The sequence below is a fragment of the Anaerobacillus arseniciselenatis genome, assembly GCF_001865995.1.
GTDB lineage: Bacteria > Bacillota > Bacilli > Bacillales > Anaerobacillaceae > Anaerobacillus > Anaerobacillus arseniciselenatis.
Genome location: NZ_MLQQ01000005.1, coordinates 16374 through 35689, shown reverse-complemented (window position 1 = coordinate 35689; position 19316 = coordinate 16374). Strand labels below are relative to the sequence as shown.

Sequence of the window (19316 nt, the reverse complement as noted above, 5' to 3'; positions counted from 1 at the left end):
ATGAAATTCATTAAGAAATGTAGTGATTATATCTATATGTTAGATTTTTGTAATTGCTTAAAAAATTTTAAACTAAATTCATAAAAATTAATGAAGAAAAACATTATTTGTATTATAATAAAAGTAGTTAGTATACCTATAGGGGCATTATCTTTGTATAAAGACTTATGATTATCAGACTATAAATGTAAATGCTCGGTGATTTCTTGAGCGAGCCTCTAAATAAGTATCTATCATGCGAACAGATTAAGTTAAGGCGTAGTAAGGAGGAGAAAATGAAAAAATTATTAAGCGTTTTAATAATTGGTTTTTTATCAATGATAGTTGTTACTGGTTGTAGTGAAGGAGAAGCAAGCGCAATTAAGCAAATGCATGTTAACGATATTCTTGAGAGAATGGCTCAATCCGAAGAAAGTGGGGATGGAGCTATTTATATCGATGTTAGAGAAGTACATGAGTTTGATGAGGCGCATATAGACGGTTTTATAAATTATCCGTTAAGTACCCTTGAAAATACATTGAGTGATTTACCAATGGATAATGAAATTATCATTATATGTCGTAGTGGCAATCGAAGTATGCAAGCAGCGTCGTTGTTAAAAGAAAATGGCTTTAATGAACTTACAAATGTTCAAGGCGCGATGGTAGAGTGGCAAGGAGAAACTAGTTCAAATTAATTTTACCGTAATAAAAGAGAGCTGTCCCTTAAGTGTCTGACACTTTTTTATGGGACAGCCCTTTTTGTGTGTTTAGCTCATTTGAGCTTAGATTACAATATCAATCTCCAACAATTATTTTATCAGGAAATCAAACGTTGGTGATCCTGGAGGTGCGTTTACGATCATATCGTAAATCGGGATTGTGTAAGCAAATAAAATTAATACAATCGCAATTCCAATCCATAGTTTCCAGTTTTCAAAGACTTTCGGTGTTTCTGATGCATCTTCTGCTGGTTCACTAATTGGGAATTCAGTATCACCTTTAGGAGCTAACCATGTCATATAAATGAAGTTATAAAACATCATTACAGCAGCGACGAATAAAATCACGCCACCGATCGCAATCGTTACATAGTTAGTGAAAATTCCTTCAAACCAAACTAATGCATCAGGATGGTTTTGATATGTCGTATAAGCTGTACGACGAGGTGCACCTAGTAAACCAATTAAGTGCATCGCACCAGACATGAAGAACATACCGATCGCCCATAACCAAGTTTGTACCATACCTAAACGATTTAAAAATGGTGTGAATTTTCTTCCAGTTAAATGTGGAATTAACCAATACGAAATACCGAAGAATGTTAGTAACACTGTTGATCCGACTGTTAAATGGAAGTGCCCTACAACCCAAAGAGTGTTGTGGATCACTGCATTCATTTGGAAACTAGCATTTATAATTCCACCGGCTCCTGCAGGGATAAAGATGATCATTCCCATGAACGGCGCAAAGAAACGAACATCCTTCCAAGGAAGTTTATGCAACCAGTATAAGATACCAGTACCGCCTTTAGCGCGACCAGTTTGCTCAAACGTTCCGAAAATCGAGAAAGCGGTCATTAATGAAGGAACGATAACAACGAAAGTTAGTACTGTTTGAATGAATTTCCACATTTCTGAAATCCCAGATTCCATCAGCTGGTGGTGAAATCCTACTGGGATTGAGAATAATAAGAATAAAACGAATGCCATACGAGCAAGAGAGTCACTAAATAACTTTCCGCCGATGATCTTAGGTATTGAAACATACCAAGCAATGTAAGCTGGTAATAACCAGAAATATACTAATGGATGCCCGAAATACCAGAAAAGTGTACGACTTAATAAAACATTAATTTCATCTGTAAGTCCAAACGCCCAAGGAATCATTTGTAATAAGACTAATACTGCCACTCCTAAACAAGCAATGATCCATAAAACAATGGTTGCAACAGTCATATAACCGAACAACGGAGTACGCTCGCCTTTATGCGCTTTTTTCCAACCAAAATAATGCCCAAGAAGTGTTGCTCCACTAATCCAACTACCAACAACGAACAGTGTTAAACCGACATAATATAGTGGGTGTGCGGTTAATGGTGCGTAAAAAGTATAAAGAACAGAAGCTTCATTTAAAATAATTAAAATTGCTGCTAAAAGTGTACCGATCGTTAGGACCGTAAAACCCGTCCAGCCAAGCTTACGAAGTCGATCACTGAAAGCTCCATGAGTTCGGCTCATCCCAGCAAATAAAAATGCGAATATAAAATAAGTAGTAAATACAAGTGCAAGTAAAACACCGTGCGCTGTTAAAATCTGATAATATCCGAGCCAGTTTGGTAGCTCAATCATGCCACCTCTAACTAAACCTTGCAAAAGTCCGGCAATCGCGCCGACTAAAAATGCAGAAAACGCAATATATATGTGGGCCATACTTAACTTAGCATCTTTTGGTGCTACTGTAGTCCCGATATTTGAATTATAATCTTCAACTTTTAATGCTGAATTTCTCATTCGACCACCTCAATTGTCATTTGCATATAATGATGCCCCGTACCGCAATACTCGTTACATAGAACGAGGTAAGAACCAGCCTCTGTAAATGTATGTTCAGCCATATTAATATGTCCAGGTGTTACCATGAAGTTTACGTTCGTATTTGGAATTGTAAACGAGTGAACAACGTCAGAGCTCGTTACATGAAAACGAACCGTAGACCCAACTGGAACTTCAATTTTATTAGGTTGATAAGTAAAAGCCATAGCGATAATGTTCGCTTGGTAAGTCGTTTCATTTATTTGTCGTAAGCCAGGCTCATCGAATGGTGCCGCGTCCCTTACGTTTTGTGGATCAACTTTAGCCATGTGACTTGGTGGTTGTTGTCCAAAAGCAAATGCGCTCACGCCCAAAACAGTTAAAAAGATAACAAGTGAGCCAATACCAAATGTTAACCAAATTTTTTCATAACGATGTAAATGCATAAAATAATTCCCCCTCCCGAGTGTTACATTCTATTTAAGAATAAAAAGAAAATTGCTGACCAAGATAATACGATAAATAAACCGATCGACATTGTAAAAATAAGCGTTCCTTTTAACGATGATGAATTAGTTTCTGTTGGAACATGGTTTCTGTTTGGTTCAAGGTTACTATTATTTTTAGCCATGTAATCCCCTCCTTGTCATGATAATTAAGACCCCCATAGATACATAATATAGGAAAAATAAGAGTGACTTTTCATAAAAGTTTGAATAAATAGTGACAGTTTGTAACTTAAGTTTGGTATAAAACATAAAATCAGTAGAAAACGTAAAAACTTAATTCTTCTACTATTATAAAGAGATTGATTTGTAATTCTGTGACATAAGTCACATTTGAAGAGTTTTAAAAAGATAATTTACATTGCTTCAAGGGCGCGCATATCATAAAATAGAGGTAGTAATTGTCGGATTTCTGATTTTATTAAATTTACGGAGGAATTTATTATGGAAAAATACGATGATAAAGTAAAAAATAGATTAAAGAGAATCGAAGGGCAAGTTCGAGGAATTATTAAAATGATGGATGAAGAAAAAGACTGCCAAGATGTTGTTACACAGCTAGCAGCTGTAAGAAACGCCTTAGATCGAACAATTGGTGTCGTCGTTAGTGTTAACTTAGAAGATTGTATTCGCAAGCAAATTGAAAACGGCGAAGATACCGACGAGACGATCAAAGAAGCGGTTAATTTATTGGTGAAAATTCGTTAGTAGTTTTGAGTGAAGAGTTTTGAGTTTTGAATTGTTTTAGCATCGCTTCGTCGTTTTATTGGTGCGCTGATTGTCCGCAAAAATCAATATATGTATTTTCAAACGCATTAAACGAGGGTGTCCTATTAGTAGTAGGACACCCTCGTTTTTGTTGTCTAGCTCCGGCGCCTACCCCTTCGAGCGTTTCGATCCATCGATGTTTATCTACTCGGAGATGTATCTCAAGGGGGAGATAAACCGTCGCTGGCTCTCCAACGCTTTTCAGGGGTGAACAAGGCGCCTGCGCTTTTCTTGTTTCCACTAAAGTGTAAAATTGGAATAAAAAATTCAATTTAGCTAAACACTACCTTTAAAATATTGGATTAATAATGAGGGGTAGTATGAGTATTATTAATGGGAGACATAACTCGTTGGGGGACATTAACGGGGTATTGAAAAACTTAAATATTGAAGATGAAGTAGATCTTAACAGTATCGATTTTAAACATACAATGGAAAAGATCTTTGCTGATTGTAGTGATTTAATTACTCGAATTGTTCCGTTAGCGAATGGTGAGGAAGTATTTATTTATTATTTTGTCGGTGCTATTAATGAAGAGTTGCTTGAGAGCAGTGTGATTCGTCCATTAACTAGTAGTAATGAAGAACTGGAGTTAGAGGACCTCCGCTATTGTATATATAGCGCAGATATGAATGAGTTGAAGACTTGGAAAGAGGTCGTTAATGCAATATTAGATAGCAGTGTTATTTGTCATAAGAGTAGGGGCTTTCCTATTCAAATTTCCCTTTCTAGTCAACAAAAGCGAGCGATTGAAGAACCGACGACAGAATATCAAGTGTACGGTCCTAAAATAGGTTTTATTGAGGATATGACGTCTAATCTCGCACTCATGAGACAATTAATTAAAGACCCACGCTTAAAAACTAAGGTATACACAGTTGGTACTATCACTCATACCAATGTATCTGTCATGTATTTTGAAGGTGCGGCAGAACAAAGTATGTTAGAAGAACTAGAAAGGAGAATCGAAAGTGTAGAAATTGATAACCTTTTAAATATAGGGCAATTAAACAAACAAATAGTAAATGCACCGTTATCTGTTTTTCCACAAGTTTTGTTAACTGAAAGACCAGACCAAGTCGCATTTGCATTAACAGAAGGGAAAGTAGCTCTTTTTTTAGATAATTCAGGACAAGCGACGATCATCCCCATATCAGTGTTTGATTTTTATTTGCCGAGTGGAGATCGTAGCTTTAGCTCGGTTTGGACTATTGCTTTTGTTCGTGCGTTACGTTTATTTTGTATGATTATTGCAACGGCGATACCAGCACTATACGTTGCTTTAGTTGCCTTCCACCCTGAACTGATACCGCAAACATTAGCGTTTGCCATTGCCGAATCAAGAACACAAATCCCGTTTCCGGCAGCTGCTGAAGCATTTATGATGATGTTAGCCTTGGACATTTTAGTAGAAGCAAGTATACGTTTACCTAGCTTTGTCGGTCAAACGATTGGTATCGTTGGTGGTCTAATTATTGGAACGGCAGCGGTAGAGGCGGGGCTAGTCAGTAGTTTAATGGTCATAGTTATTGCACTAACTGCAATAGCCTCATTCGTTTCCCCGTCGTGGGATTTCGTGGCATCACTACGGACGGTCCGATACGGCTTATTAATTATTGCTGCTACTTTTGGTTTGTATGGGTTTGCCTTAGGGTTTTGTGTAATTTTTATACACATCTGTCACATTAATTCCTTTTCAAGACCATATGTTTCCCCGGCTATGCCGATTAAGTATGAAGAGATAAAACAAGTTATTCAAACGTATAAAAGTAAAATTTGATTTGTTGATTAGTAAAAGTCGGTTAGTGGCTTGTTGGTTAGGGCCGGCGTCCGACTTTCCATGTTAGGTGGCGGCGGTCATGCCATAAACGATTTGTATGAGTATATTTAAAGGGTGGATACGATGAATTTAACACCGGTGAGGCAGTTTCGTGGAATTGAAATTTTTGCGTTTACGTTTTGTTCTACAATTACATTAGGAGTAGCTTTTTTACCGTATGTCGCTGATGAAGAAATTCGCAGCGCCTGGTTAAAAGTGATCGTTGCTGTTTTTCCCTATTTATTACTTGCCTTTTTAATTAAAGTTTTTTGTTCAAAATATGACAGCTATGACCTCTTTAAGGAATTAAAGCAATCAATGTGGAAATGGCTGTATGCAGTAATAGGTATTTATTTTTTAGCAAGTACGATCGCCTCGATAGTTTGGGGTGTTGAAGGGCTAGGTCTAATGACAAGCACGTACTTACTTCGCAATACAGAGCGATGGATACCGATGTTATTATTTATCGTTGTTTCGGCTATCGGAGTGCTTTACGGTATTACAGCGATTACTCGTTTCGTCGTATCGTTAATCTTTTTGGAAGCTGTTGTTCTTTTAACGATTATATATTTAGGGTTCAGCGACTATTTCAAGTGGGTGTACATTCCACCCGTGTGGTCGACAGATGTATGGACATTTTTGAAAAGCTCGCTTTCCGATATGGCAAGGTATGCAGGTGTAGTAGCTCTTTTAGGCTTTTTACCGTATGTCCAAAAAGGGACATCTGTCTGGAAACCGATTAGCTTAGCGTTGTTAGGTATTATGGTTATTTTTGCTTCTCTTAGTATCGTTGTGTTAGGGACGTTTGGATTTGAGCAATCGTTACGGCTTTTATCCCCTGCCACCGCGTTAGTCCAATCGACATCAACGAGAACAGGGGTGTTTGAAAGGTTAGATTTATATTTTATCGGTGTTTGGCTGATTGCTTATTATAAAATCATGATTATTCAAACGTGGTTTGCCGTCTTTTTAGTAGAGCGAATTTTTTCTATACAAAGAAGGGTTTTATTAGTTATTGGAGTACATGCCTTCATATTTATAATTACTCTTTTTACCGAAAGCTTTGTAAATGTCGCTTGGGTATATGTGGGCTATAATCAACTTATTTATTCTCTTTTCGTACCGATCGTTTTACTTTTATATTTAATCGTCAAGAAAGGGGCGCATGGAAATAACAAATGAAAAAGTTAAGAATTTTCATCATGTTGGTCATTGTTGTAGCTCCTCTGTTAGGGTGTGTTGAAGACTCGCGAGAAATTGATCACCGATCTATGATTGTAGGCTTAAGTATTGATCAAGGAGAGGAAGAAGGTAGTTATGCTGTAACCATTCAAATTCCGCTCCTTCGCTCGACTACTGATGAAGGAGCCTCACCGATGGATAAAGAGTTTGAAGTATTTACCGCTGAAGGTGAAACGTTATGGGATGCAATCGGCAACTTAGAAGCGAATACTCCAACGGTTCTTTTTTTAGGACATTTAAAAGTAGTGACAATAAGTGAGGCTGTAGCAAGAGAAAGTCTAAAAGAAGTCATAGATTTGTTAGACCGAACTCCTGAGATTGCTAATCAAATTTATTTACTTATTATTGAAGAAGGATCAGCAGAAGAGTTTATTGCGTTAGAATCGCCACTCGTGAATTTGCCAGCACTGTATTTAAACCGCTTTTTCCAAGCAGATCAGAAAGTCGGCCGAACCACTGATGTGAAGTTATTTCAATTTATAAGGGATATGAATATGATCTCACGTGCGTCGGTGATTCCGTTAGCAAAAATAGTAGAGGGCGATATTAGGATCGAAAACATGGCGGTTTTTCAAGATCATCGGCTAGTAACTAAGTTACTCGATGATGAGGTTGCGATGAGTCGTTTGATGAAAAGAAAAGAAGTCGGACCAATGAATTATACCATTGACATTGAGCATGAAAGTGAAGCGTTGAAGGTTGCCCTTTCAAGAATAAGTCTAAAGGTTGATATTGATTTTGAAAAAACAGATCCTATTAAATATCACCTTGAAATAAAAGGAGGCGGAGAAGTTGTCGAACTTTCAACAGCTGAAATTCGTCTATCAAAAGAGTTAATATTGAAAATTAACGAAAAAATGAATGAAGAGATAGAAGAGGAACTAAGAGATGTGATTGCTAAAATGCAGGAAAAGAATGTTGAACCGTGGTTAATGGGGCATCGCATTTGGGCGAATAATTATCAATTTTTTGACACGTTAAATTGGGAAGAAACGGGTTGGCAACAAACAGAGTTTGAAATCAGTGTTGACTTTAAAGTAGAAATGACTGGCCAAAGAGCGTTGCTCGAGAAAGAAAAGATTGGACGATAGAGAAAGGTATAGAAAGTATAGAAAGTATAGAAAGGGATAGGAGAGTTTCCTGGTAAGGGGAAAATAACCGTTAAAGTCGATATTGTTGCGCATGAAAATAAAATTAATTCAGAAAAAATAATTTGTAAAGGCTTTCGAAAAACTGTGACAACCTTTTGAACTTTATTGACGGTTAAAAAAGCCCTGTGATATAATCGATCTACAATGAAAATCATTATCATTAAGAAAAGCTATTGAGAATATATATGAGTTAAGAATAAATAAGGCAGATACATATTTGTCTAAGGGGGTTGGGTATCGTGAGCTTTATTCATCTAGAGCAAGTGTCGAAGTTTTTTAATAAATCACTACAACCAGCAGTGGATACGTTAGATTTGGAGATTGAACAAGGGGAAATTATTACGTTGTTAGGACCTAGTGGTTGTGGAAAAACGACAACACTGAGAATGATCGCAGGCTTCGAACAACCTAGCACAGGAAAAATTTCCATTGGAGATCAAGTTGTTTACGATGATCACCGCTCATTACCACCAGAAAAACGTGGAATTGGTATGGTGTTTCAAGATTATGCCTTATTTCCGCATTTAACAATTGAGAAAAATGTGATGTTTGGTTTAAATAAATGGAAGCGAAGTGAACGAAAAGAACGAGCGCTTGAAGTATTAGAGCTTGTAGGATTAGCAGAGTACGCTAATCGTCTCCCGAGTGAATTATCAGGTGGACAGCAGCAGCGTGTCGCTTTAGCAAGAGCACTTGCGCCACGTCCCCATGTGGTATTAATGGATGAACCGTTCAGTAATTTAGACGCAGGTCTTCGTGAAAAAATGCGTTTTGACGTGACGAATATTTTAAGAAAAGCAAATACTACCGCGATTATCGTTACCCACGACCAGAAGGATGCCTTTGCAGTTTCTGATAAAGTGGTCGTGATGAAAGATGGCGTAATTCAGCAAGTCGCTTCACCTCGAGATATGTATCGCTGCCCGAAAAACTGTTTCGTCGCGCAATTTCTTGGTAAAACAAATTTAATTACAGGTAAATTAGAAAAAGATTTAAAACATGTTACAACAACGATCGGTACGGTATGCCTTCCTAATCAGACAGATGGCATGTGTGAAAATGTAAAACTTTCGATTCGCCCAGAAGGCTGTCAAATTGTCGCTGAAGGCGAAGGAAGTTATTGTGGAACCGTCGATCGAGTCACATATAGTGGGGAATATCAAGAGCTATATGTAAATTTACAATCAGATCCATCAGCAGAACCGATGGTTATTTATGCACCGATGGAACAAGATATTGAAGTTGGATCGGTCGTTTCCTTTAATATAAAATCTGATTTAGTTTGTGTTGTTGAATAAAATATACGGAAACTAACAAGCTCCCTCTATGAAACGAGGGAGTTTTTAATTTAATCTGAGCATATTATTTGACAAATCTGTGAAACTATTAAAAAACAAAAAATATTTTTACGGAATACATTGACAATGATTATCAATCACACTATACTATGAATTGTGATAATTAATTGAGAATGAATTTCATTCTTCAGACAAAATACTTAGGGGGAAACCAACTATGAACAAGACATTAAAAGCGATCCTTTTTGCAATATTAGCATTAGGATTAGTATTCGCAGCAGGTTGTGGAAATAACGAAGATGAAAACACTGCTGAACCAGATCCGAGTGAAGTTGGAAGTGGTCAAGATGAGCAACAAACTGATGAAGAAGTAGTAGAACTAGATGGTGAAATTGTGGTATACTCAGCACGTAATGAAAGATTTGTTCAAGCTTTACTTGATAAGTTTACAGCGGACACTGGAATTGAAGTTCAAGCTTTACATGATGCTAATCCATTGCAAGTTGTAGAGGAAGCGAATAATGTACGAGCAGATGTATTTATTTCTAATGACTTAGGTGCATTAGGATACTTACACATGGAAGGGTTATTACAAGGTTACGATTTTGACGGGATTGATTCAATTCCAGCAGACTTCCGTGCTGATGATAATGCATACTTTGCAATCTCAGCTAGATCTCGTGGATTTATTTATAACAAAGATATGATTACTGAAGATGAAATGCCAAAAAGCATTGAAGAGTTATTTGACCCTAAATGGGCTGATGTAGAAGGTGGCTATGCAATTACTCGTGGTGGGAACGGTGGTATGATCGGTCACATCTCAGCATTACGTTATGAGTGGGGCGATGAAAAAACAGCCGAGTGGATTGAAGTGGTTAGTGAAAATGCTGCAGCAATCACTCAAGGTCACGGTGACATCCGTCGTGCTGTAGGTGCTGGTGAGCATTCATTTGGACTTGTTAACAACTATTATTTCCATCAACAATTAGTAGAGCCAGATAACAATAATGTAGGTTTCATTTACCTTGATCAAGAAGCAGATCAAATGGGTGTAGTTGCCAATGCAGCAGGTGCAGGACTTGTTAAAGATGGACCAAATCAAGAAAATGCAATTGCGTTTATCGAATGGTTATTATTACCTGAAAACCAAGTGATGTTTGTTGGTGAGTCTTTAGAACTTCTTATTAACTCAGACTATGGTGCTAGTTATCCAGCAGAAGTAGAACCACATATCGTTGACTTTAACGACTTAAAAGTTCAAGATATGCCAATTAAAGAGCTTGGAAACTACTTCCAAGACACTAGAGCTTTAATTGAACAATCAGGTTTAGATCTTGAATTAAGGTAGTATTTAAAAGCAATTTTAGGAGACGGCATAATATGAAAAATGACAGTAAAAATAAGTCACAACTAAATAATAATCAAAATGCCAAGGTTGGGGAAAAAAATTCCCCAACCATTCTCCATTTCTTCAGAAAGAAATGGTTTGATAGTTGGCAAGGCAATCCGCCAGGCTCAGGTTTACTTCTATTAGGAATGATTGTAGCTGCCATTATGTCGATACCGATTATTTATGTCGTGTGGCGTTCACTTTTTGCTGGCGTTGATCGTTGGAAGCGTCTTCTTGACGGCAGAATCCCGGAACTATTATGGAATACATTCTCTCTTACGTTCGCTGTAACGGCATGTGCCGTTATCATCGGTGTAACGCTCGCCTGGATTGTCGTTAGGACGGACTTGCCTGGTCGTAAATATTGGCAATGGTTACTTGCATTACCATTAGTTATTCCACCGTACGTAGGTGCAGTAACCTATATTATCGTATTCGGCCCAAGTGGTTGGGTTCGCAACATTTGGCGTGATACACCGTGGCTCGTTGATACTTTCGGGAATTATCCGTTAAATATATATTCTTTTTGGGGTGTATTCTTTGTTTTAACAATGTTTACGTACCCTTATGTTTATTTAATCGCTAGTGCGTCACTAAGAAAAATGAACCGAAACTTTGAAGAAGTTGCTCGTTCACAAGGAATGACAACATCGCAAATTTTCTGGAAAGTAAACTTACCATTTTTAAGACCGGCCATTGGTGCAGGTGCAATTTTGATCTCGTTATATGTGCTCTCTGATTTCGGTGCGATTGCGATGTTAAGATATGTAACGTTCACTGCAGCTATTTACTTCCAGCGAGCCGGGTTTGATACCGCTTCGGCATCTGTTCTAAGTTTAGTACTAATCATATTAACAGTAGGTATTTTATGGATTGAAGCTCGTACTCGTAAGAAAAATAAATATTACCAGACTTCTAATACGTTTAGAGAACCAGACATTTTAAAATTAGGAAAATGGAAACCGTGGGCAATTTTATATGTGGTAGGTGTATTTTTTGTATCTGTCGTATTACCAATCAGTGTACTTGTATATTGGTCAAATATCGGTATTCGAATGGGTGCTTTAGATGAAAGATTCTTTAGCTTTGCATGGAACAGTTTGAAAGTCTCCGGGTTGGCGGCGATCCTATGTATGCTACTTGCGTTACCGATTATATATCTAAAAACGCGTTACCCATCCACGATCACAACGATTATTGATAAGTTATGTTATGCGGGGTATGCGTTACCTGGTGTAATCGTTGCTCTAGGCTTTGTATTTATTTTTAATAATCATATTCCAGCACTTTATAGCACGTTTTATATGGTTGCTCTTGCTTTTGTCGTTCGCTTCTTGCCACAGGCAATGCAAGCAGGTGAGGCTTCATTAAGTCTAGTATCACCGAGAATTGATGAGGCAGCACGAAGTTTAGGTTATCCACCATGGAAAATTATGTTTAAAGTTATTTTACCGACGATTTTACCAGGGGTTTTAGCAGGGGGGGCGCTTGTCTTTGTTAGTTCGATTAAAGAGCTTCCGGCAACATTAATGTTGCGACCACCGGGATTTGATACGTTAGCTGTTCGCGTTTATTTTGAAGCGTCAGAGGCAATTTATCATCTAGCAGCACCAGCCGCATTATTACTTGTTATTGTATCGATCATTCCGTTACGTTATTTATTAAAAAAATATTAGAAAGATTAGGCTTGTCGCAGAAATTATTGCGACAAGCCATTTTTAATTACAAAACGTCATTAATCGGTTGAATTTAGTATTATAACCCTACAATATGGCCATCCTAATTTAAAGAAATGGAGGTGAAGTATTTTGGCACAAGATGTACTATGCGAAGTAAGTAACTGTACGTACTGGGCAAAAGGTAACAAGTGCGCTGCAGAAGAAATTTATGTTATAAGTCATAAGGGGAAAGAAGCTTCTAAACAAGAAGAAACTGATTGTAAAACATTTGAACCAGGAATGTAATATTTTTGAGAATGGGTAGTTAGCCGACTGCCCATTCTTTATTTTTATTATTGATAATATTTCTCAATTGTATACATATTTTACAAAATAATTAAAAGTATTTAATTTTAAATTGACATAAATTTAAGAAAAAATTGCTATAAATATTGTAATAACACTGTTGCAATTGAAAAATAAGTTAAAAGCCCAATAATATCGTTAATCGTTGTAATAAATGGACCAGATGCTAATGCCGGATCAATGTTAAAGCGATGGACGATAAGTGGAATGATCGTACCAGAAATCGTTGAGAAAAGTATCGTAATCATTAATGAAGTTCCAATAATAATGCCAAGGAGGACATTCCCTTGAGGAATGATTAATGCGATAACTGAAACGATTAAACCACAAATAACACCTAACATAATGCCTGCTCCAGCTTCTCTTTTTAATAATTGGATTATTTTATTTCGGTCCAACTGATCGAGAGCTAACCCACGAACGACAACGGCTAATGATTGTGTACCTGTGTTTCCTCCCATATCAGCGATGAGTGGAATGAATAGTGCTAAGATAGCAACTTCTGCTAATGTCGCTTCAAAACTACTGATTAAACCTGCAGTTAACATCCCGATAAACATTAGTAGGACTAGCCAAGGTAATCGTTTTTTCGTTGCGACGAAAGAGTTCACTTCAAGATCGACAGCTCCTTTCACGGCTGCGAAATCTCCGAGGTCTTCAGTTGTCTCCTCTTCTAAAACATCAATGATATCATCAACCGTGACGATACCAATAATTTTTCCGTCAGAGGTAGTGACAGGAACGGCAAGTAAATCGTAATCTCTAATCACTTTTGAAACTTCTTCTTGGTCAGCGAATGGAGACACGGTGATTAATTGCTCTTTCATTAATGTTTCCACACTCTCTTCTAGAGGAGCGGTAATCAGTTCTCGTAAAGAGATAACACCGTTTAATGTTCCGATTTCATTCGTGACATATAAGTAATAAATCGTTTCGGCATTTTCTCCTTCTCGTCGCAATTGCTCCATGATCTTAGACACTGTTTCGGTAGGTTTGACGGTTACAAATTCTGTTGTCATTAACGAGCCAGCTGTATCTTCTTTGTATGATAAAAGTAACTTAATATTTTCTGCTTCTTTTTTCTCCATTTTTTCTAATAAATAGTTGGATATATGATCTGGGATTTCACTAAAAAAATCGGTAATCTCATCGGCAGGAAGTTCCCGTAACATTTCAAGTCCATACATATCCTCAAGTTCCGAAAAAACTTCTTTCTGGTATTTCAAAGATAGCCCTTTAAATATGTCCGCAAATTCTGCAGCAGTTAAATATTCATAAACACGTTTTCTTTTCTCAAGGCTCATTTGAATAAATAGCTCATTTTGATCTGTTGGGTGTAAATCTAAAAACTCTTCACGAAATCGAACTTTATCTTGATTCTTTAAATAGAGAAAAAGATAATAAGTAAATTCTTCACGGTTTTTCAAGCTTATTTTTTTCATGGTAAAGATCCTCCTTTCTTTTACAGGTGTTCTACTTCAACTGTTAGAACATGATCGATTTTTTTAATTAAGTAATAGACCTCAGTAGTATATTTATTTTCCGGAGCAGAGATTGTTAAATCAATCTGTTGGTTACCGTCTTTAATATCTTTCAGCTTTATATTTCGAATTTTTATTTCACTTTTTTCTTCGTTGTTGAGACCTTCGCTTTTTTTCTCGATAGCTTTAATTAGTTCAGTCATCCGGTAATTTGGCTCCATCACAATTCGAACCGAAACATCTCGTTCTCTTAGTGCTGAAGGACCAATGGCTTTTATTAAAATAGGTAAAAAGTTTACAGCGATTATTAAAAGGGTTACCGCAACACTTGCAGGAAAGTAAAAACCGGCACCTACAGCAATTCCTAGACCAGAAGCAGCCCAAATCATTGCTGCACTAGTTAAACCTGAGATCACATCATTTTGTCTACGTAATATGACGCCAGCTCCAATAAAACCGACGCCTGAAACGATTTGTGCAGCTAATCGCATCGGATCGATGGCATTAAAAGTTGGTGAAGCGAATTTATAAAATGATTCAATGGAAACGATCGTTACGAGGCAGCTAGCAACACATATGACCATACTTGTTTTTAAACCGAGTGGTTTGTGCTTTAACTGCCGATCGATGCCGATCAACATTCCGAATACTAAAGCAATACAAAGTTTGATTAAAATTTCAGTATTAAAAACCATTTTTACCACCTTCTAGCAATAATTTGTACAATAATAACATACCCCAAAAAAAGAAATAGCACCCTCAACAAAAGAAGGTACTATTTCAATTAATATATCTTCCAAGTTGAGCTTTAGCACTGTGTGGCATAGGACATTTGCCAGCTACATTAAAAACTACCTTGATCGATAGTTCCTGTTGACCCGTTGGCGTCTCTCGACATTTCTGGGCAGTAGCATATCTCCAACACAGGAGCCTCACCTAACGAAGCGTTTATTTAGTTTATTGCGGTAAATAATCAAGTAATGCTGTTGCAATCGAGAAGAAGATAATTAATCCCATGATGTCGTTGATCGTTGTAATGAATGGACCTGATGCAACGGCTGGGTCAATTTTTAGCTTGTTAATGATTAATGGTACGATTGCTCCAACCATCGTTGCAAGGCTTAGTGTAATGAATAACGATACCCCAACGATAGCTGCTAACATAATGCCACCTTCTGGATAAAGGAAAGGAACAACGATTAATAATGTAATTGCACAAATTACACCGAGCATTAAGCCAGTTCCGAATTCACGTTTCAATAACTTCCCGACGGATGAGCGGTCTACTGTTCCTAATGCTAAACCACGAACGACAACAGCTAACGCCTGTGTACCAGTGTTTCCAGCTGAGTCCATAATTAAAGGAATGAATGCCGCTAAAATTATAACTGCTTCTAGTGTTTCTTCAAATTCTCCGATTACTCCAGCTGTAACAAGCCCTAAAAACATTAACATAATGATCCATGGAGAGCGCTTTTTCGCTGCGGAAAAAGCAGAAATATTAGCGTCTAGAGAACCTCTAGCGGCAGAAATCTCCCCGAAATCTTCTTCTGTTTCTTCGTCTACAACGTCCATAATATCGTCAACTGTAACGATACCGACAAGTTTTCCTTGAGCTGTAACAGGAACGGCAAGAAAATCGTACTTTTTCATCATTCTAGCTACTTCTTCCTGATCAGTATGTGTTTCAACGGAGCGAACTCTCGTTAACATGACGTCTTCGATTTTTTGATCTAATGAAGAAACGATCAAATCTCTTAATGAAAGAACACCGACTAATTTTAACTGTTCATCAATCACATATAGATAATAAATCGTTTCAGCTTCTGGTGCCTCTAAACGAATACGTTCCATGACGTTTCCGACGGTATCAGTCGAAGAAACTGAAATGTATTCTGTCGTCATGATCGCCCCAGCTGTCTGGTCATCGTATTTCAGTAATTGAATAACCTCTTCAGAGTCTTCTTTATTCATCTTACTTAAATAAAGGTCTTTAGTCGTCTCTGGTAGTTCAGCTAAAAAGTCAGCGACATCATCATACGGCATATTATTAATAACGTCGATTGCATAATTTTGTTGTAGCTCTGAGATGTATAGTTTTTGTTTTGTCACTTCTAGGCCTTGGAAGATTTCTGCGAATTCTTCCGGTTTTACATACTTGTAAATTGCACTTCTTTGCTTTTTAGTAACCGAATTTAAAATCTCAATTTGATCTGTTGGGTGTAACTCAAAAAATAATTCTCTAAAGTCACTCATGTTTTGATCCACAAGAGTCTGGATAATTTGATTCGTATAAGTTTTACGATTTTGTTGGTCTAATTTTACCATGATGCTTTCCTCCTAGTAGGAATTCATCACATCTGCCATCTGGGATGTAGAAATGGAATTCCTAGTTTCTTATTCATAGTGTGTTTTAACATAAAGTTTTTGATGACCACCGATGAAGTTTTCCTACTATCCGAGTCACTATCCATTTCCCCACCCCCATAATAATTTAAACGTGAAAAAACACCTTCAACGAATGAAGGTGCTTTAAATGCACAACAAAAATAGCTTGCTTGCCAAAAAAGGCAAGACAAAGAAGTTTTTTCCTCCATTCGTAGAGCTTTAGCACTGTGCGGCATAGGATCAAATCCAGCTACATTAAGAACCACCTTAATTCGATAGTTCCTGTTGACCCATTGGCGTCTTTGGACATTTTTGGGCAGCAGCGTATCTCCAGCACAGGAGCCTCACCTAACGAGGTATTTAATTCTAAGGAAGACTTTAAAGGTTTTTGGGAAATCTGTCAACCCTATTTTTATTTTAAAAATGAAATTGAATTGTCAAACTCTTCTTAAATAAAGTGTTGACATTGATAATCGTTATCAATTAAAATGAAAATAAGAAAACGACGATAAAAGTAGGTGACAATCATTATGAAATCTTTATTAATTGTAGGCGCGGATAATTTAGGGAATATTCCAGGGAAGTTAGAGGAACTCGGGATCAACGAAATTATTCATATAAATGGTCGCAAGGTACGACAAGTAAAAAGAGATATTCCAGAAGGTATAGATTCGGTTTTGGTATTAACAGATTTTATTAATCACAACCTCGCAAAAGTAGTCAAAAAGAAAGCTCAAGAAGCATTGGTCCCAATTTATTATGCTAAAAGATCATGGTGTTCAATACACCAAGCTCTATCAAAGTGTGAAACGCTTTGTCCACATCATGCCCAATGTGTGAAAATGAAGAAGGCTAACTAATGAACAATGTATTTTTTGAAGGTAGTTAAACGGAATTGCAAATTCAAATGAAGGCTTTAATCCAGGTGGTATTGTACCATCTGTTTTTCTTTTTATATAAGGCTCTTTTCGTAAAGATTGTTGCTTTTACTATAAATTAGGTTATAAATGACTTGTTTTAATGGGATTATTGTTGTTACAGAAAACGAAAAGATGCCAACCCTTGAAATTACATGTAATAACAGTTAATTTGAAAAGCAACAATTAATACGGAAACAGCGTTATATAAAGGTGTGACGGCTGTTTTATAGTATGGGGGGAGTGCGTTTTAGTTCGAAATTTCTCGGTATCGCGCATTATGGGGGGACTGTGCAGTAAAACAGGGGTTGATGTGCAAATTAGTGTAAGTGCCTGAATTCAATGTTGTCGCTCAAGTTCGGCCACTTAACCTTAGTCTAAGTGCCCTAATCGTACTCTACATTAGCTAAAAGGTAACGCGAGACCTTCTCGCGCGCCCAAACAAAGCGTCACATCACCCAAAAGGTGACGCGAGACCTTCTCGCGCGCCCGAACAAAGCGTCACATCAACTAAAAGGGAACGCGAGACCTTCTCGCGTGCCCGAACAAAGCGCTACTTCACACAAAAGGAAACGCGAGACCTTCTCGCGCGCCCGAACAAAGCGTCACATCAACCAAAAGGAAACGCGAGACCTTCTCGCGTGCCCGAACGAAACGTTACACTCACCAAAAGGTAACGCGAGATCTTCTCGCGTGCTTGACCCGATAAGGAACCCAACTACAGCACACTCTCCCCATAATGCATACTATCGAGCGAGTGCGAATTACTGCACATCACCCCCACTCCGCACCACCAACCCAAACCCAAAAATTCCCCAAACAAAAAAGGATGGCGTCCAGCCATCCCTCAATTCATTTCTATTTACCTATAAATAACCCCTATTATAACAAAGAGAATAAACGCAGCCCAAAGTAACTTCTGTTTCATAGCAGGGCTTAAGCGACGTTTTTTCCAACGGTTTGGATTGAACGTAACTTCATCTTGGTCAAATACGTGCCGATATTTTGGAACAAATCTCTTCAATTTATATAAGAAAATTGGAGCGAGAGCAGCACCGGCAATAAGCCCAAAAATATGAGCATAAATATTAATTCGTGGATTAACGAACGTCATAATTAACCCGATGACTAGGATCGTCATTACTACTTGAGAGTTGTCTTGATCAATTAAATCTTTACGGTAAAGGACCATATAGGCGTAAATTCCAAATAGCCCAAAGATAGCTCCTGAAGCTCCCAGATGCGGTGGATAACCGAGGCCACCTATATAATAAGTAGCAATGTTAGCAGCAATCCCTGCTAATAAATAAACAGTAATAAATCGTACTTTACCTAACTGTCTTTCTAAAGCTGGACCGAATAACACTAGCGAAAATGAATTAAATAAAAAGTGTCCTGCGGAAACGTGCATAAATATTGGCGTAACTAGTCGCCATACTTCGCCTTGAGCAATTGATAAATTATGTCCAACTCCAAGTAAAAAGATGAGGTCTCCACCTAGAGGTCGGAAAATAGACATCCATAAAAACAAAATGAGATGAATAGCTACAAGTCCAGAAACTATTTGGTAAGAGCGTATAAACGAACCGAAACTTTCATTTCTCACAAACATTTTTTATCACCTAATTTTCATTTAGAATACTACTATTTTAGCATAAAGTCATGACCCAATAGAAACAATTGGTGATGAAATGAATAATCATTGTTATTTTTATCCTATGACAACCATTATGATAAAATGAAAAAAAGATTGTAAAAGTTGGATAGGAAGGCACTCAATTTTTTATTGTAGGTGGTTATGGAAAAACCTATCAT

The 19316-nt window shown here is 37.4% G+C and carries 17 protein-coding genes and 2 riboswitches; of the genes, 10 read left to right on the top strand and 7 right to left on the bottom strand.

The window, feature by feature from the left end; genetic code table 11:
* Positions 1–275: 275 nt before the first annotated feature.
* Positions 276–677, top strand: coding sequence for a rhodanese-like domain-containing protein (locus tag BKP35_RS06040; RefSeq protein ID WP_071312488.1), 402 nt, complete (start codon positions 276–278; stop codon positions 675–677).
* A 114-nt stretch (positions 678–791) separates the two neighbouring features.
* Here the strand turns inward: BKP35_RS06040 and BKP35_RS06035 are convergent, their stop codons facing one another.
* From BKP35_RS06035 to BKP35_RS19135, 3 genes are read right to left on the bottom strand one after another with little or no spacing between them, the layout of a single operon-like run.
* Positions 792–2492 (bottom strand): b(o/a)3-type cytochrome-c oxidase subunit 1, encoded by a 1701-nt coding sequence (locus tag BKP35_RS06035; RefSeq protein ID WP_071312487.1) that lies wholly within the window; start codon positions 2490–2492, stop codon positions 792–794.
* A complete protein-coding gene (locus tag BKP35_RS06030) occupies positions 2489–2959 on the bottom strand; it encodes a cytochrome c oxidase subunit II (protein ID WP_071312486.1) in 471 nt (156 codons plus the stop codon). Before BKP35_RS06030 ends, BKP35_RS06035 begins: the two co-directional genes overlap by 4 nt.
* Before the next feature lie 23 nt (positions 2960–2982).
* Entirely contained in the window at positions 2983–3144 is a 162-nt protein-coding gene (locus BKP35_RS19135; protein ID WP_139192814.1) for a cytochrome c oxidase subunit 2A, read from the bottom strand.
* Positions 3145–3463: 319 nt separating this feature from the next.
* Between BKP35_RS19135 and BKP35_RS06025 the strand changes: the two genes are divergently transcribed.
* The 8 genes from BKP35_RS06025 (at position 3464) to BKP35_RS05985 (ending at position 12655) form a co-directional block, all read left to right on the top strand.
* Positions 3464–3727, top strand: coding sequence for a metal-sensitive transcriptional regulator (locus BKP35_RS06025; protein WP_071312485.1), 264 nt, complete (start codon positions 3464–3466; stop codon positions 3725–3727).
* Positions 3728–4137: 410 nt separating this feature from the next.
* Positions 4138–5568, top strand: coding sequence for a spore germination protein (locus BKP35_RS06015; RefSeq protein WP_071312483.1), 1431 nt, complete (start codon positions 4138–4140; stop codon positions 5566–5568).
* A 123-nt stretch (positions 5569–5691) separates the two neighbouring features.
* The gene (locus BKP35_RS06010; RefSeq protein WP_071312482.1) at positions 5692–6789 is read left to right on the top strand and encodes a GerAB/ArcD/ProY family transporter; all 1098 of its coding nucleotides are present in this window, start codon (positions 5692–5694) and stop codon (positions 6787–6789) included.
* Positions 6786–7940, top strand: a complete 1155-nt coding sequence (locus BKP35_RS06005) for a Ger(x)C family spore germination protein (protein ID WP_071312481.1) — start codon at positions 6786–6788, stop codon at positions 7938–7940. Before BKP35_RS06010 ends, BKP35_RS06005 begins: the two co-directional genes overlap by 4 nt.
* A 299-nt stretch (positions 7941–8239) precedes the next feature.
* Positions 8240–9298, top strand: a complete 1059-nt coding sequence (locus BKP35_RS06000) for an ABC transporter ATP-binding protein (protein ID WP_071312480.1) — start codon at positions 8240–8242, stop codon at positions 9296–9298.
* Positions 9299–9515: 217 nt separating this feature from the next.
* Entirely contained in the window at positions 9516–10649 is a 1134-nt protein-coding gene (locus tag BKP35_RS05995) for an extracellular solute-binding protein (protein WP_071312479.1), read from the top strand.
* Between the two features lie 32 nt (positions 10650–10681).
* Positions 10682–12367, top strand: coding sequence for an ABC transporter permease (locus BKP35_RS05990; RefSeq protein ID WP_071312478.1), 1686 nt, complete (start codon positions 10682–10684; stop codon positions 12365–12367).
* Positions 12368–12499: 132 nt separating this feature from the next.
* Positions 12500–12655 carry a DUF1540 domain-containing protein gene (locus BKP35_RS05985; protein ID WP_071312477.1) on the top strand — a complete coding sequence of 52 codons (156 nt, stop codon included), beginning with the start codon at positions 12500–12502 and terminating at the stop codon, positions 12653–12655.
* A 137-nt stretch (positions 12656–12792) separates the two neighbouring features.
* Here the strand turns inward: BKP35_RS05985 and mgtE (BKP35_RS05980) are convergent, their stop codons facing one another.
* The 3 genes from mgtE (BKP35_RS05980) to mgtE (BKP35_RS05970) form a co-directional block, all read right to left on the bottom strand.
* Complete coding sequence (gene mgtE / locus BKP35_RS05980; RefSeq protein WP_071312476.1) at positions 12793–14157, bottom strand: magnesium transporter; 1365 nt, start codon at positions 14155–14157, stop codon at positions 12793–12795.
* Between the two features lie 20 nt (positions 14158–14177).
* Entirely contained in the window at positions 14178–14891 is a 714-nt protein-coding gene (locus BKP35_RS05975) for an MgtC/SapB family protein (protein ID WP_071312475.1), read from the bottom strand.
* A gap of 92 nt (positions 14892–14983) precedes the next feature.
* Positions 14984–15147, bottom strand: a riboswitch (M-box (ykoK) riboswitch).
* Between the two features lie 6 nt (positions 15148–15153).
* Positions 15154–16524 carry a magnesium transporter gene (mgtE, locus tag BKP35_RS05970; RefSeq protein ID WP_071312474.1) on the bottom strand — a complete coding sequence of 457 codons (1371 nt, stop codon included), beginning with the start codon at positions 16522–16524 and terminating at the stop codon, positions 15154–15156.
* Positions 16525–16780: 256 nt separating this feature from the next.
* A riboswitch (M-box (ykoK) riboswitch) is annotated at positions 16781–16947 on the bottom strand.
* A 167-nt stretch (positions 16948–17114) separates the two neighbouring features.
* Here mgtE (BKP35_RS05970) and BKP35_RS05960 point away from each other — a divergent pair.
* Positions 17115–17444: a DUF2325 domain-containing protein gene (locus tag BKP35_RS05960; RefSeq protein ID WP_071312472.1), complete on the top strand. Its 330-nt coding sequence runs from the start codon at positions 17115–17117 to the stop codon at positions 17442–17444.
* A gap of 919 nt (positions 17445–18363) precedes the next feature.
* Here the strand turns inward: BKP35_RS05960 and BKP35_RS05955 are convergent.
* Positions 18364–19113, bottom strand: a complete 750-nt coding sequence (locus tag BKP35_RS05955) for a rhomboid family intramembrane serine protease (RefSeq protein ID WP_071312471.1) — start codon at positions 19111–19113, stop codon at positions 18364–18366.
* Between the last annotated feature and the right edge of the window lie 203 nt (positions 19114–19316).